12 protein-coding genes are annotated in these 14,143 nt (G+C 37.5%); 3 read left to right on the forward strand and 9 right to left on the reverse strand.

Annotated elements, in window-relative coordinates; genetic code table 11:
- Nucleotides 1-146 precede the first annotated feature (146 nt).
- Entirely contained in the window at nucleotides 147-1,982 is a 1,836-nt protein-coding gene (gene lepA, locus IGK91_RS07025; protein WP_081123277.1) for a translation elongation factor 4, read from the reverse strand.
- A 146-nt stretch (nucleotides 1,983-2,128) separates the two neighbouring features.
- On the opposite strand from lepA, the gene IGK91_RS07030 reads away from it, so the two are divergent.
- From IGK91_RS07030 to IGK91_RS07040, 3 genes are read left to right on the forward strand one after another with little or no spacing between them, the layout of a single operon-like run.
- Nucleotides 2,129-3,349, forward strand: a complete 1,221-nt coding sequence (locus IGK91_RS07030; RefSeq protein ID WP_081123278.1) for a GNAT family N-acetyltransferase — start codon at nucleotides 2,129-2,131, stop codon at nucleotides 3,347-3,349.
- Between the two features lie 16 nt (nucleotides 3,350-3,365).
- Nucleotides 3,366-3,860 carry a nucleoside 2-deoxyribosyltransferase gene (locus IGK91_RS07035; RefSeq protein ID WP_010719051.1) on the forward strand — a complete coding sequence of 165 codons (495 nt, stop codon included), beginning with the start codon at nucleotides 3,366-3,368 and terminating at the stop codon, nucleotides 3,858-3,860.
- Entirely contained in the window at nucleotides 3,853-4,518 is a 666-nt protein-coding gene (locus IGK91_RS07040; protein ID WP_010719050.1) for a hypothetical protein, read from the forward strand. The genes IGK91_RS07035 and IGK91_RS07040 overlap by 8 nt, the downstream gene beginning before the upstream one ends.
- Nucleotides 4,519-4,985: 467 nt before the next feature.
- Here the strand turns inward: IGK91_RS07040 and clpB are convergent, their stop codons facing one another.
- The 8 genes from clpB to IGK91_RS07080 form a co-directional block, all read right to left on the reverse strand.
- The gene (gene clpB / locus IGK91_RS07045) at nucleotides 4,986-7,598 is read right to left on the reverse strand and encodes an ATP-dependent chaperone ClpB (protein WP_010737669.1); all 2,613 of its coding nucleotides are present in this window, start codon (nucleotides 7,596-7,598) and stop codon (nucleotides 4,986-4,988) included.
- Nucleotides 7,599-7,821: 223 nt separating this feature from the next.
- A complete protein-coding gene (locus IGK91_RS07050) occupies nucleotides 7,822-8,856 on the reverse strand; it encodes a lysylphosphatidylglycerol synthase transmembrane domain-containing protein (RefSeq protein ID WP_010737670.1) in 1,035 nt (344 codons plus the stop codon).
- Nucleotides 8,857-8,866: 10 nt separating this feature from the next.
- On the reverse strand, nucleotides 8,867-9,139 hold the full coding sequence (locus tag IGK91_RS07055) for a DUF1294 domain-containing protein (RefSeq protein WP_010719047.1): 273 nt from the start codon (nucleotides 9,137-9,139) through the stop codon (nucleotides 8,867-8,869).
- A gap of 26 nt (nucleotides 9,140-9,165) precedes the next feature.
- On the reverse strand, nucleotides 9,166-10,071 hold the full coding sequence (locus IGK91_RS07060; protein ID WP_081123346.1) for a diacylglycerol/lipid kinase family protein: 906 nt from the start codon (nucleotides 10,069-10,071) through the stop codon (nucleotides 9,166-9,168).
- 132 nt (nucleotides 10,072-10,203) lie between these two features.
- Nucleotides 10,204-11,436, reverse strand: a complete 1,233-nt coding sequence (gene pepT / locus IGK91_RS07065) for a peptidase T (protein WP_081123279.1) — start codon at nucleotides 11,434-11,436, stop codon at nucleotides 10,204-10,206.
- A 14-nt stretch (nucleotides 11,437-11,450) separates the two neighbouring features.
- On the reverse strand, nucleotides 11,451-12,572 hold the full coding sequence (locus IGK91_RS07070) for a Nif3-like dinuclear metal center hexameric protein (RefSeq protein WP_181934309.1): 1,122 nt from the start codon (nucleotides 12,570-12,572) through the stop codon (nucleotides 11,451-11,453).
- Entirely contained in the window at nucleotides 12,572-13,270 is a 699-nt protein-coding gene (locus IGK91_RS07075) for a tRNA (adenine(22)-N(1))-methyltransferase (RefSeq protein WP_010719043.1), read from the reverse strand. Before IGK91_RS07075 ends, IGK91_RS07070 begins: the two co-directional genes overlap by 1 nt.
- Nucleotides 13,271-13,386: 116 nt before the next feature.
- Nucleotides 13,387-13,821 carry an LptM family lipoprotein gene (locus tag IGK91_RS07080; protein ID WP_010737674.1) on the reverse strand — a complete coding sequence of 145 codons (435 nt, stop codon included), beginning with the start codon at nucleotides 13,819-13,821 and terminating at the stop codon, nucleotides 13,387-13,389.
- Nucleotides 13,822-14,143 lie beyond the last annotated feature (322 nt).

Below are 14,143 nucleotides of genomic sequence, written 5' to 3' on the forward strand. Positions count from 1 at the left end.
AACCTTCAAGGAAATTATTCCTTTTTTGTCCTTTTTTGTTAAGTCGTGACAACCGTATGACAGTTTAAACTTTTTTAAACGGGTAAATCACGAATTTTGCGCTACTCGAAAAGATTGATTTAATAGGGTTTTCCGTTGAAAACAAGCTATTTCGCGTTATCCTGGTCGTCCATTTTCAGAACAGCCATGAAGGCTTCTTGTGGGACTTCGACGCTACCGATTTGTTTCATTCGTTTCTTTCCTTCTTTTTGTTTTTCAAGAAGTTTGCGTTTCCGTGAGACATCTCCACCATAACATTTTGCTAAGACGTTTTTACGTAATGCTTTGATATCTGAACGAGCAACGATTTTTTGTCCGATAGCTGCTTGGATCGGCACTTCAAATTGTTGACGTGGAATTAGTTTTTTCAGTTTTTCAACGATTGCTTTTCCTCGTTCATAAGCAAAATCTCGGTGAACGATGAAACTTAACGCATCGACTTTTTCTCCATTTAATAAAATATCCATTTTTACTAACTTGCTCTTTTGATAACCGGACATTTCATAATCCAAGGAAGCATAGCCTTTCGTACTGGATTTTAGTTTATCGAAAAAGTCAAAAACGATTTCAGAAAGCGGAATATTATAAACGACATTCACTCGATAATCATCTAAATAATCCATTGTGATGAATTCTCCACGTTTTCTTTGGGATAATTCCATCACTGCACCGACGAAATCATTTGGAACCATGATTTGTGCCTTCACAAAAGGTTCTTCAACATCTTGAATCGTTACTGGTTCTGGAAAATCTGCCGGGTTATCGACGACTGTCATAGAACCATCTGTTTTATTCACATGATAAATTACAGAAGGTGCCGTTGTGATCAACTCTAAGTTGAACTCACGTTCCAAACGTTCTTGGACTACATCCATGTGTAATAAACCTAAGAATCCACAACGGAAGCCAAAGCCAAGGGCTTGTGAGGTTTCAGGTTCAAACTGTAGTGCTGCGTCGTTTAGTTGTAATTTTTCAAGTGCTTCACGCAAATCATTGTAGCGGGAAGTATCAATTGGATATAATCCACAGTAAACCATTGGATTCATTTTACGGTATCCAGGTAGCGCTTCTTCTGCTGGATTATCTGCCAACGTAACTGTGTCCCCTACTCGTGTGTCTTGGACCGTTTTGATGCTTGCCGTGATATACCCTACATCACCGACCATCAAGAAATCTCTAGCAACAGCTTTTGGTGAAAAGACTCCCACTTCTGTCACATCAAATGTTTTGCCGTTACTCATCAATTTGATTTTATCGCCTGGTTTGACCATGCCGTCTGTGATTCGAACATTCAGAACGACTCCTCGATAACTATCGTACACGGAATCAAAGATCAATGCTTTCAAAGGGGCATCCAGCTCGCCAGATGGGGCTGGTACATATTCAACGATTTGTTCAAGTATTTCTTCAATCCCAATTCCTGCTTTAGCACTAGCCAGAACTGCCTCACTGGCATCGATTCCGATAACATCTTCGATTTCTTGACGTACACGTTCTGGATCAGCAGCTGGAAGATCGATTTTATTGATGACTGGCAAAATTTCCAGATCATTATCCAAAGCTAAGTAAACATTTGCTAATGTTTGAGCCTCGATTCCCTGTGCCGCATCAACAACTAATACCGCACCTTCACAGGCTGCTAAACTCCTTGATACTTCATAAGTGAAATCGACGTGCCCAGGGGTGTCGATTAGATGGAAAATATAGGTTTCGCCATTTTTGGCTGTATAATTCAATTCGACAGCATTTAATTTAATCGTGATTCCACGTTCACGCTCTAGATCCATTGAGTCTAATAGCTGATCCTGCATTTCACGAGACGTCACAGTGTTCGTCTTTTCCAGAATACGATCGGCCAGCGTTGATTTTCCATGGTCGATATGAGCAATGATCGAAAAATTTCGAATTTGCTCTTGTCGTTGTTTCATTTTTTTTATATCCATAGCGTCTCCTCTTTTCGTTTAATCAGCACCTCTCATTATATCAATGAAAAGCATGAATTTAAAGACTTTTTACCTAGTCAGCTTTAGAAGTTTTTTTTATGAAAATTTGCTATACTAATAACAAGTAAATAATTGGAGATGAAAGAATGGATGAAAAAGATTTCAGAGAAAATCTTGAATTAAAACCTGTTACTGAAAAAGATGTTGATCAATTCAATGAGTTATTGTCTTATGTCTTTCAAGTAACAGAAGCAGACATCGAAGAAAGTGGTTTTGAAAGCAAAGGGGCATTTATTCGCTCCAAGCGCCCAATTTTGGAACTATCGGAAGTATTTGGCTGGTTCCACCATAACAAATTGATTTCTCAAATTGCGATCTATCCATGTGAAGTCAACATCCACGGTAAACCATACAAAATGGGTGGCGTTACCGGTGTCGGAACGTATCCTGAATATGCAAATCATGGATTGATGCAAGATTTGATCTTGGTTGCGTTAGATAATATGCGCAAAAACAAACAATGGATCTCTTATCTTTATCCCTATAGCGTGCCTTATTATCGACGCAAGGGTTGGGAAATCATGTCTGATAAGTTGACATTTAAAATTCGTGATACCCAATTACCGAAGAATGTTCCTGTGGATGGAATGGTTGAACGATTACCAGTAGATCATCCAGATGTTTACCGAGTGTATCAGAAGTTTGCGGCTCAAAATCACGGTGCTTTGTTTCGTAGCCAATTTCATTGGGAAGAATATTGGCGATTTGAAAATAAAGAGGAACGGACAGCTGCGATCTACTATAGGAAAGAGCATGAACCAATTGGTGTTTTATTTTATTGGGTCGCTGAAGAAATTTTCCATGTTAAAGAGATGTTTTACTTGAATCAAGAAGCTCGGAATGGTTTATGGAATTTTATTTCAGCACACTTTTCAATGGTTTACTGGGTTCACGGTGATATCTACAAAAATGAACCACTGGCTTTCTTGATCGAAGATAGTCAAATAAAAGAACAGATCGAGCCTTATTACATGGCGAGAATCGTAGATGTCAAAGAGTTTCTGAAGCAATTCCCCTTCGTTTCTACTGCGAAACCTTTTCACTTTATTGTCGAGGACCCTATCGCCTCATGGAACAATGGTGTTTTTGGGTTGGTCTGGAACGAAGACGGACAATTGGATGTCGTGGACGAACCTGTCGGACAATCGGTCCAGTTGTCCATTCAAACATTAAGTTGTTTGATGATGAATTATCGTCGCCCTTCTTATCTTGCAAGGATCGAACGAATCAAAACGGATGATGAAACACTTAAAACACTTGAATTGATTCTTCCAAATATGGAAGCTTATTTCAGTGACTATTTCTAAGAAAAGGACGATGAAAATGAATATTTATTTTGCTGCACCACTTTTTGCAAAAAGTGACTTATTATATAATGCGAAACTTGTAGAAGAAATCAGGAGTCTTTCCAATGAATTAACCATTTATCTTCCGCAAGAAAACGAAGCGATCAATGATAAAACAGCCTATGCTGATAGTCAGATGATTGCTTTAGCCGATACAGAAAAGGTGTTGGAAAGTGATTTGATGATTGCACTATTAGATGGTTTGACCATTGATCCTGGTGTTGCATCCGAAATTGGTGTTGCCTATGCTAAAGGGATTCCTGTCATTGGATTGTATACAGATAGTCGGCAACAAGGCGGTACCCACCCGCAAAAAATTGCTGCTTTACAAGAAGTAGCTGAAAACCAATTCCATTATTTAAATCTTTATACAATTGGGTTAATCAAGCTAAATGGCGCTCTCGTAACTAGTGAAGAAGCGTTACTCAGTCAAGTAAAGACTTACTTAGATGGAGGTTTGAGCCATGAATAAGACAATGAAAAAAATCCAACTTGCACTTGTTGCTTTTGGTGTGTTTGTGGTTTGTTATAACCTTTATGAATTTATCACTAAAAAATATTCAACTACTCAGGGAGTTACTTTCATCATCGAATCTTTAGCTGGGATTCTATTGATTTTTCTCCCTCAGATCGTTAGAAAGATCGCAAAATTATACGTTCCAGATGCCATTGTTTTATTTTATTGGTTTTTCTTGTTTATTTCCGTGTTCTTAGGTACCGGTATGCATTTGATCAGTATCATTTCATTCTGGGATAAAATTTTACACGCCGTTAGTCCTATGGTGTTGACTGCCCTAGGTTACGGATTGATCGGCTTATTATTGAAAGATGCACCAATTGCGAAGACTAGTCCATGGTTGTTTTTACTGTTTGGTTTTGCCTTTGCTGGCCTCTGCGGCGTGTTTTGGGAATTTTGGGAATTTCTCTGTGATCAATTCTTAGGAATGAATCTCCAACGGTTTGCCGCTTCAGATGGCACCTTATTTGTCGGACGAGCTGCTTTGATGGACACGATGGGTGATTTATTCACAAATACGATTGGTGCATTGGTCATGGGAATCTTTGCTTGGACCCAAGGAAGAAACAATCGTGATTATTTTGAAAATTATCGGTTGAAAATTTTGAAATAGAGCAAAAAAAATATCACATTAAAGAATTGTGACAAAAATGAGATGCTTCCTAAAAATTGTGCGTGAAAACGTCAATGGTTAGGTGGCATCTCATTTTGTCTCACCCACTTATTTCTTATCATCAACCCTTACGGTTATTTTGTTACCATTCCCAATGAAAATTGTACTTATTGATAAGGGTTAAAATGATGGGAACAAAGAAGATATTTACCTGCCCACTCCTATTTATATAGGGAATAAAAACATTACCTTATGAGTAGATGAACTTGGAAATAACGATTGAGATCAACTTATTTTATGAATGATTTTTTCAGACTTATGACTAAATTACAAAAAAACAATAAAGCTAGGTGGTTGACCTAACTTTATTGTTTTTTTTGAGCTTAGATGGTGTGTGGCTCAACTAAACATTTGATCGATTCTACTGTTTGCCAACACCCGTTTTCTTGCGAAAGCTTACCGTTTCTTTACTCTTCCGTGTCTTCAAGTTCTTCCGTTTGGAAATGAAGTTTCTCTGCTAGCAAGGTAATCGTTACTTTAGATTTTGGTAAGATGTGTCCTGCTACGATTTCTTTGGCTAATGGTGTTTCTACTTCTTTCGTAATAAAGCGTTTCAATGGTCGAGCCCCGTATGCTGGTTCGTAGGCATTTTCAGCGATCCATGTTTTGGCTTCGTCGCTGATTGTTAGATGAATTTCTTGATAATCCAATCGTTTTGCCAATTGTGCCACCATTTTATCAACGATTCCTTTCACATTTTCAAGACTTAATGGTGTGAATAAAATCGTATCATCGATTCGATTTAAGAATTCTGGTTTGAAATGACCTCGAAGGATCGTTCTTACTTGTTCTTCCACTTCTTCAGGGATAGTGCCATCTGCTGACACTCCTTCTAATAACAGTTGAGAACCAATGTTGCTGGTCATGATAAGAACGGTATTTTTGAAGTCAACCACACGTCCTTTAGAATCAGTTAAACGTCCATCATCTAATACTTGTAACAAGATATTGAAGACATCTGGATGGGCTTTTTCGATTTCATCGAGTAAAACGATCGTATAAGGATTTCTGCGAACGGCTTCCGTCAATTGTCCGCCTTCTTCATAGCCAACATAGCCTGGAGGAGCCCCAACCAAACGAGATACGGCATGTTTCTCCATATACTCACTCATATCGATCCGCACCATGTGTTCTTCAGAATCAAATAAGTTTTCTGCTAAAGCTTTCGCTAATTCTGTTTTCCCAACTCCGGTTGGTCCTAAGAATAAGAAAGAACCTAGTGGGCGGTTTGGATCTTGCAATCCTGCTCGAGAGCGAATGACCGCATCACTGACTGCATCTACTGCTTCATCTTGTCCAATCACACGTTTATGCAATGTTTCGTTGAGCTTGATTAGTTTTTCTCGTTCCCCTTCCACTAATTTTGTGACTGGGATACCAGTTAAACGTCCAACCACTTGCGCAATTTCGTTTTCAGTGACTGATTCTTGAACCATTTTGATTTCACTGTCTTTAGCTTTTGCTTCCAATTCCTTTAATTCTTTTTCTAATTGAGGAATCGTTCCATGACGTAGGACAGCTGCCCGTTCTAAATCATAGTTGTTTTCTGCGTCTTCTAATTCATGTTTGGCTTTATCGATTTCCGCACGTTTAGAAGAAACACTATTGACTTCTTGTTTTTCTGTTTCCCATTGCATTTTCATCGAGTTTGCTTCTTCACGAAGATCAGCTAACTCTTCTTGTAGATTTTTCAAACGTTTTTTACTTGCATCGTCTGATTCTTTTTTCAATGCTGCTTCTTCGATCTCTAATTGCATCAAGCGACGAGTCACTTGGTCTAGCTCAGTCGGCATAGAGTTCATTTCTACTCGGATCGTTGCACTTGCTTCATCGATCAAATCAATTGCTTTATCTGGTAAAAAGCGGTCTGTGATATAACGGTCAGATAAAGTTGCAGCAGCGACTAATGCATTATCATGAATGTTGACTCCATGATGAATCTCAAAACGTTCTTTCAATCCTCGTAAGATACTGATTGTATCTTCTACTGTCGGTTCTTTGACTAAGACTTTTTGGAAACGTCGTTCTAATGCTTTATCTTTTTCCATATATTGACGATATTCATCTAATGTAGTAGCACCGATTAAATGCAATTCACCTCGAGCAAGCATTGGTTTCAATAAATTTCCAGCATCCATGCTGCCTTCAGTTTTCCCTGCACCAACGATATTATGGATTTCATCAATAAATAAGATGATTCGTCCATCACTTTTCTTGACTTCTTTCAGCACAGCTTTTAATCGTTCCTCAAATTCACCACGGAATTTAGCACCAGCAATCAATGCCCCCATGTCTAATGAAAAGATCGTTTTATCTTTCAAGTTTTCTGGCACGTCTTTTCGTACGATACGTTGTGCTAACCCTTCTACAATTGCTGTTTTACCGACACCAGGTTCACCAATCAATACTGGATTATTCTTGGTTTTACGAGATAAGATACGGATAACATCCCGAATTTCTTCATCACGTCCAATGATTGGATCCATTTTCCCGCTTCTGACTTGTTGAACAAGATCAACGCCGTATTTTTCTAATGCTTTGTATTGTTCTTCTTGATTTTTAGATGTCACCTTTTCTCCTCCTCTCATGTCTTCGATATTTTTACGTAACTCTTTTTCTGATAAACCATTTTTGGTCAAATAAACTGTCAATGGATAATTTTTCAATTTCATCAAGGCTAAAATTACAATCTCTGTTGAAAGAAATTCATCGCCAAAACTTTCTCTTAACTGGTCTGCTTCATTTAATAAACGGAATAGATTTTGGCTTAGATTCTGACCATATTGGACGTTTCCCCCTGAAACTGTGGGATATTCATCTAATACACGATCTACTTCCTTTTCAAACGTATCAACATCCATTCCCGCATCAGTGTATAGATTGCGCCCAAAATGGTTTGGTTGTAAAAAAATCTTCCACAAATGCGCAATATCAATTTCTTGATGTTTTCTTGTGACAGCGATTTGTTGCGCTTCAGCAATCGCTTCTTGAAGCGTGGTTGTCATTTTTTCAATGTTCATTTTACTTACCTCCTGAATATAAAATTTCAATATTCAATATGATACATCTCGTTCCAATAAACATTATACCTCTTTGGTCAGTCTTGGTCAAAAGATAACCTCGCTTATTTTATCGAAAATAAGTGATCAAAAAAAACACAACAGAGGCCTCTTGGATGGACTTACTGTTGTGTTTTGGATCTAATAATATGACTCAATACAATTGCTGTAATGGTCAATTTGATTATTTTTTATTGTTTTTAACATCTTGGATCTCTTGTTTGATTACCTTTCGACGATCAGCAATCACGTAGAATAACCCATAAATAAAAGGTAAGATAAATGAGCTAAACCGATACAGTAATAAAGAAGAAAAAGCATCTACGGTTCCCACAAGTGGTCTGAATAACAACAGATAGACAAATTCAAATGAACCGATTCCAGCTGGGGTAGGGATGACACCAGATAAAACTACCGCAAAACTGATAAATGAAAAGGTCAAGAGAAAGTCGATCGTGGGATGGTTTTCAACCAAAAAGAGATAGGGCATGATATACCAAAAAATAAGTTTGACCATATTCCAAAAATAGATGCGTAATAGAGCTGTTCGATCTTTGACAATTGTCTGGACAGTTTCTCTCAACGAATAGATTTGTGTATTACATGTATCTACCCAACCTCTGATGCGTTCACTTCGAAACAGTTTGTTTGAGATACTCATAAAGAAAATTTGTAGATTCAGACTCATTGAGACCATCAATAAAAAGGCAATGATCACCCCAGTTAAAATAATGCCAGCAATAATGAACCAGATCATGTTTGGTCCTTTGGAATAAAATAGAGAGAACTGGATGATCAAACCAATGATCGCATAGGTAATCACGGCTAATTTATACATAATCATATGCAACGCAGTGACACCTGCACCTTGTGAGTATTTCATTCCTTTTTTATTATAAAAATAAATTTCTGAAATCAAAGTGCCTGTTCCAAATGAAACGATTCGATAAAATGCAATATAGCAAGATGTCCAAAAACCATCACAAGTGGAAAATGTTGGTTCGAAAGGCTGGGCAATCTCTTTGATTGAACGCCCTTCTGCCACCTGATAGATCGTTCCTAACAAGAATGCCGCTACCAGAACGATAAAGCTTGTAGACAGCAATTCAGCGAAAATATCTGCAAAAGATTGGTTGATCAAATAATAAATAATGGCAAAAATTCCAATCAATAAGAATAGATTTAACGCTATTTTCGTTTTTGCACCTTTTGTCGCCATCAATTACTCCTTAATGAAAAAAATAAATCAACAGTAAATCCACCAATACACCCAGTACAAATCCTACTGTAAATTTCTTTTTTCTCGTTTTATGATGGAATACTTTACGAGAAATTAATCCCCCAATTCCACCGCCTAATAAACTAACAAAAATCAAATTATTTTCTGGAACGCGCCAACCGCCTTTTTTTGCTTGATACTTATCGTAACCCATCAAACAAAATAAATATAAATTGACAATCACTAAATAAAACCACAAAGGATTGTGTAGTAAAGCTTCCATACGTGTTTCCCTCCACCTCTAGCACATCATTTTTGCTCTTCTTTGGGAGCAAAGACCGACAACCCTTTTTTGACTACGACTAATTCGATAGGCAGATTATCTGTCGTATCACCATCTGTACGAGTACCAACTGATTTCTCCCGTGCTTGGATATTGATTTGACTAGCAGTCAAATAATTGATACCTGGGACAGAGTAAATTTTTCCTTTGATTAAACGAGGCAAATAAAAAACAAATCGAAAAATATCTAAAGATGGGATGATTGTGACATGAAACATACCATCATCGGGTGAAGCTGAATCATCAAAATTCGTATAACCACCTACTGAGTTAGACATTGTGACTGTCAATAATTGTGTTTTTCCTCGCCAATGTTCTTTTTCTGTTTTGATATCTAAATGATACTTTCTCTTTTTTAATAATAACTTGATGAACCGTTTGATAAAAATCCAAGAACCATATTTTTGCTTTTCTTTTTGACTGATCCAAACAGCTGTATCTGCCAATATACCGATCGTTAAAGTTGAGATAATGACTTCATCATTGACTTTTCCATAATCGATTTGACGGATTTGTCCCTCTAAGATAATGTCTGCAGCTTTTTCCTTTTCTAATGGAATACCGAGAACACGGGCTAAATTATTGATTGTTCCTCCTGGTAGTAGTCCTACTTGATAATGCTCAAGTTTATCTTGAAAAGCCTGTACAATATGATGGATCGTACCATCGCCTCCGATTACGATTAAGGTATCTGCGTGCGTTTCTTCAGCTTTTTTGACTAATGTCTCATGCTTGATCGAAGGACCTGTTTCCGTTAGATTGATGATTAGTTCTGGTCGTTTCTTTAAGGCATATTCTTTAAACCAGCTTGCTAATTTTTCACCTTCATCTTGTCCTGAGCTTTGATTATAAAAAACTAGCAATTTTTCCATTTCTTTCTTCCTCCCATTTTTACACAAAAACCAAGGGGTCAGACGTTCCATTGTTGGAATACGCCCACCCCCAGCTAAAAGGATAGATCCACTTCGTTCACTTACTTGATCCATCCACGTTCCTATTTGATTTTATACGTTTGTATTCAATTCTGCAATTTTTACAATCACATCTGTTGCTTTTTCCATCACTTGAAGAGAAACAAACTCAAATCGGCCGTGCATATTTTCTCCACCTGCGAACAAATTAGGCGTTGGAATGCCTAGATAAGAAATTTTCGATCCATCTGTTCCACCTCGTACTGGTTCAATCACAGGCTCGATTTCTAAATCGATCATCGCTTGTTTTGCTAATTCAACAATGCTCATATCTTTTTCAATAATTTCTCGCATATTATAGTACTGATCATACATATCAACTTTCACACGTGTCTGATCGAAGCGACTATTTAGTTTTTCTTGTATTTCACTAATTTTCGCTTTCCGTGCTTCAAATTTTTCTCGATCGTGGTCACGGATAATATAACTCATAGTTGCTTCTTCGACATTTCCATTTAATCCCATCAAATGGAAGAACCCTTCATAACCTGTCGTTTTTTCTGGGACTTCATCTGCTGGTAGTTGATTATGGAAGTCTATGGCTAATTGTAATGCATTGATCATCGTATCTTTGGCTGTACCAGGATGGACATTTTTTCCTTGAATTGAAATATTAGCCTGAGCTGCGCTGAATGTTTCATATTGTAATTCGCCTAAAGGTCCACCATCAACGGTATAGGCAAAATCAACATCAAACTGCTGGATATCAAATTTATCTGCTCCTACCCCAATCTCTTCATCTGGTCCAAAAGCTACTTTGATCTCACCATGAGGGATAGTTGGGTTTTTCAGCAGAATTTCCATTGCGGTCATAATTTCAGCGATCCCAGCTTTATCGTCCGCACCTAACAACGTACTGCCATCAGTTGTGATCAATGTGTGTCCTTCGTAGTTTTTCAAATTAGGGAAGTCTTTGGTATTTAATGTATAATGTTCTTCACTATCTAGAACAATCGTTGATTCCCCATCGTAGTTCTCAATGATTTGTGGATTAACATTTACTGCATTGAAATCTGCGGTATCCATGTGGGCAATGAAACCGATCGAGCGAACTTTCTTTTCAATGTTACTTGGCAATGTTCCTATAACAAATCCATTTTCTTCATTGTAAAATACATTGGTTAGTCCTAAATCTTCTAATTCCTTTTTTAAGACTTGCGCAAAAGCGACTTGTGTTTGTGTCGAAGGAGTCGTTTGACTACTTTCATCAGATCTGGTTTCAGTCTTAACATAGCGTAAAAAACGTGGTAAAAGATTTTCGTACATACAACAGCTCTCCTTTAGTTAAATTGAAATGGGTTCGTATCCGTTTCTGAAACAAAGAAATCAACGGTCCAATTTTCTTCTTGTTTCCATTTCTCAAATTTTTCGACAAACTTTTCTTTACATAAAGATTCAATATAATGACCTGGATCAATCGCAATCAAGCCTGCACTTTGCATATCTTGAGCTGTGTGGTAATAGATATCTCCAGTAATATAAACATCCGCTTTTTGAGCTAATGCGTAAGGATAGAACTTTTCGCCGCTACCACCACAAATGGCGATTCTTTTAACAGTGCTATTTGTATGAGTTAGACGAACAACTCGTAGCCCTTCTAATTGGAAGACTTCTTTTACTTTAGATACAAAGGTATCTAAATCAAGCGCTTCTGGTAATTCTCCGATTCGACCGATCCCCCAGGTTTGAGTCGGTTCGTCAATTGAAAACAAATCAAATGCTACTTCTTCATAAGGATGGACACGATACATAGCTGATAACACTTTTTCCTCACGGTCTTCAGGAAAAATCACTTCCACTTTAGCTTCTTCTACCTTTTCTAGTTGACCGTTTTTACCAATTGCGGGATGTGCCTGTTCATTCGGTCGAAAACGACCTTCGCCAATACTGGTAAAACTTGTATGATCGTAATGACCTTGTTCACCCGCACCAGCCTCAGCTAAAGCCTTACGTAATTTGTCAGCGTCTTCGATCGGTACATAAACAGCTAGTTTTTTGTAATGCCTTGTATGTGTCTTTAACAAATAATTTTCGACATTGATTCCTAATGCTTCACAAAACCAATCATTCAATCCATCCTCGATAATATCCATATTGGTATGTGCTGCATAGACAGAAATATCATGTTTTAATAAATCAGCATACATTTTTTCTTGTGGATGATCCGTTGTTAATCGTTTAATTGGTCGAAATATGGGAGGATGTTTAGCAATTAACAAATCAATCTTTTTTTCGATGGCTTCTTGCACAACTTCTGGACGAACATCTAACGTCATCATTATGCGTTGAATCGGTTTATTTAATGTTCCGAGGTGTAGCCCCACAGGATCTCCTTCTTCAGCCAACCATTGAGGACAATATTCTTCAAATTTGCGAATAAATTCATTACCGTTGATCGCCATTAAGCTAAAACCTCCTCGATCATCTGGATTTCTTTTTTTATCGCTTCAACACGTTCTTCTTGGTTCTGTGCTTGTGCCAATTGTTTTAAAATCGCTTGTCTTTGTTTTAATTCTCTTTGCCATTTCTTTTGGAAGACCACTGTTTTTCCTTGCAATAAAAATGGACCAAACAGAATCTCTTCCTCATTATAGATATGCTTCGTCGGTGTTTTTTCAGCTACAATGATTTCATAGATTTTTTTGTTTTCCTCTAAAATCTCTTCTGCAATGATTTGATAGTGATTATCTTGCAACCATTTTCTCACTGCTTGCTCGCCAATATTTGGTTGGAGAATCAAACGCTCCTTCCCTGTTAAACGATGCTGTTTGGCGCCTGCTTCTAAAATATCTCGAATCAAAGCCCCACCCATACCAGCAATCGTGATCGCATTGATCTGATCTGTTGGCTCAATCGCATCTAATCCGTTAGCTAAACGAACAACGATCCGCTTTTCTAAACCATTTTTCTGTACTTGCTTTTTTGCTGACTCATAAGGGCCTTTCACCACTTCGCCAGCTACAGCAAATTCAATTTTATCCTTTAACATTAATGCAACTGGCAAGTAAGCGTGGTCAGAGCCAATATCTGCTAAAAACGCTCCTGTTGGGACATGTTCTCCCACTAATGCTAAGCGTTTCGATAAATCTAAGTGGTTCATACCTTCACTCCTTCCCCCTCATTATAACATTTTCCCTATAAATGAAGGAGATTTGAAAAAGAAAAATTTCAAATCTCCTGATGAGCTATTTGCTTTTACGAAACGTTTAACACTGACTATTCAATAACTCTTACCTCAACGATCGAATTACCAGGAATTTGCGGAGGGATTGACATTGTCATAATTGGTTTTTCTTTTAAAGTAAACTTGATCTCGTCACCTTTTTGAAAAGATTCCTTACCTCCGACTAATTGATCATTCGAAACATTTAGTGTTACACCATCATTATCAAAAGAGGTTCCAATATTCTCGGGGTCTTCGATTTCATCTACATTGACCACTTTGATTTGAATGGTATCATCGACTGAATCATCAATACTTTCAATTTCACCCTTAAAAATACTTTGTCCTTCGTTAGAAGAATCCTTCGCTTTAGTCGTTGTTTCCGCACTAATCGAATCGATCGATGCCTCATTTTTATCTCCATTACCACAACCTGTTAGCGAAAAAAGTAACCCTGTCGCCAACAAACAAGAAAAAATCACTTTCATATCTTTATCCTCCGGCTAATTATTTACATTACTTCAATTGATGATCGTTCTTTGACTTTTTATTTAGTTGACGATAATCAATACATTCTGTTTTTAGTCGTTCAATTTTGTTTTTGATACTTGTTCATCAGAAATTTATGGTTGTCTTTTTTCGTTACCATGATGACTATTGATCAGGCGTAAGCTTCTGTAATCATCACTCTATCCAGTATGACACCACTTTTGTAGCTTGTTACGATCAATAAAAGTGGCGTTAAGTATGAATTCAGATACACTTTCATCTCAAATTATGAGTTTCTTGAATAACTAAGTGAACATCGAG

The organism is Enterococcus sp. DIV1208 (assembly GCF_050530455.1).
In the GTDB taxonomy this organism is placed as follows: Bacteria; Bacillota; Bacilli; order Lactobacillales; family Enterococcaceae; genus Enterococcus_B; species Enterococcus_B hirae.

Excerpts from the sequence above, each read along its gene's own strand:
- lepA (WP_081123277.1), bottom strand. The coding sequence starts at position 1,982 with ATGGATATAAAAAAAATGAAACAACGACAAGAGCAAATTCGAAATTTT.
- IGK91_RS07030 (WP_081123278.1), top strand. The coding sequence starts at position 2,129 with ATGGATGAAAAAGATTTCAGAGAAAATCTTGAATTAAAACCTGTTACT.
- IGK91_RS07035 (WP_010719051.1), top strand. The coding sequence starts at position 3,366 with ATGAATATTTATTTTGCTGCACCACTTTTTGCAAAAAGTGACTTATTA.
- IGK91_RS07040 (WP_010719050.1), top strand. The coding sequence starts at position 3,853 with ATGAATAAGACAATGAAAAAAATCCAACTTGCACTTGTTGCTTTTGGT.
- clpB (WP_010737669.1), bottom strand. The coding sequence starts at position 7,598 with ATGAACATTGAAAAAATGACAACCACGCTTCAAGAAGCGATTGCTGAA.
- IGK91_RS07050 (WP_010737670.1), bottom strand. The coding sequence starts at position 8,856 with ATGGCGACAAAAGGTGCAAAAACGAAAATAGCGTTAAATCTATTCTTA.
- IGK91_RS07055 (WP_010719047.1), bottom strand. The coding sequence starts at position 9,139 with ATGGAAGCTTTACTACACAATCCTTTGTGGTTTTATTTAGTGATTGTC.
- IGK91_RS07060 (WP_081123346.1), bottom strand. The coding sequence starts at position 10,071 with ATGGAAAAATTGCTAGTTTTTTATAATCAAAGCTCAGGACAAGATGAA.
- pepT (WP_081123279.1), bottom strand. The coding sequence starts at position 11,436 with ATGTACGAAAATCTTTTACCACGTTTTTTACGCTATGTTAAGACTGAA.
- IGK91_RS07070 (WP_181934309.1), bottom strand. The coding sequence starts at position 12,572 with ATGGCGATCAACGGTAATGAATTTATTCGCAAATTTGAAGAATATTGT.
- IGK91_RS07075 (WP_010719043.1), bottom strand. The coding sequence starts at position 13,270 with ATGAACCACTTAGATTTATCGAAACGCTTAGCATTAGTGGGAGAACAT.
- IGK91_RS07080 (WP_010737674.1), bottom strand. The coding sequence starts at position 13,821 with ATGAAAGTGATTTTTTCTTGTTTGTTGGCGACAGGGTTACTTTTTTCG.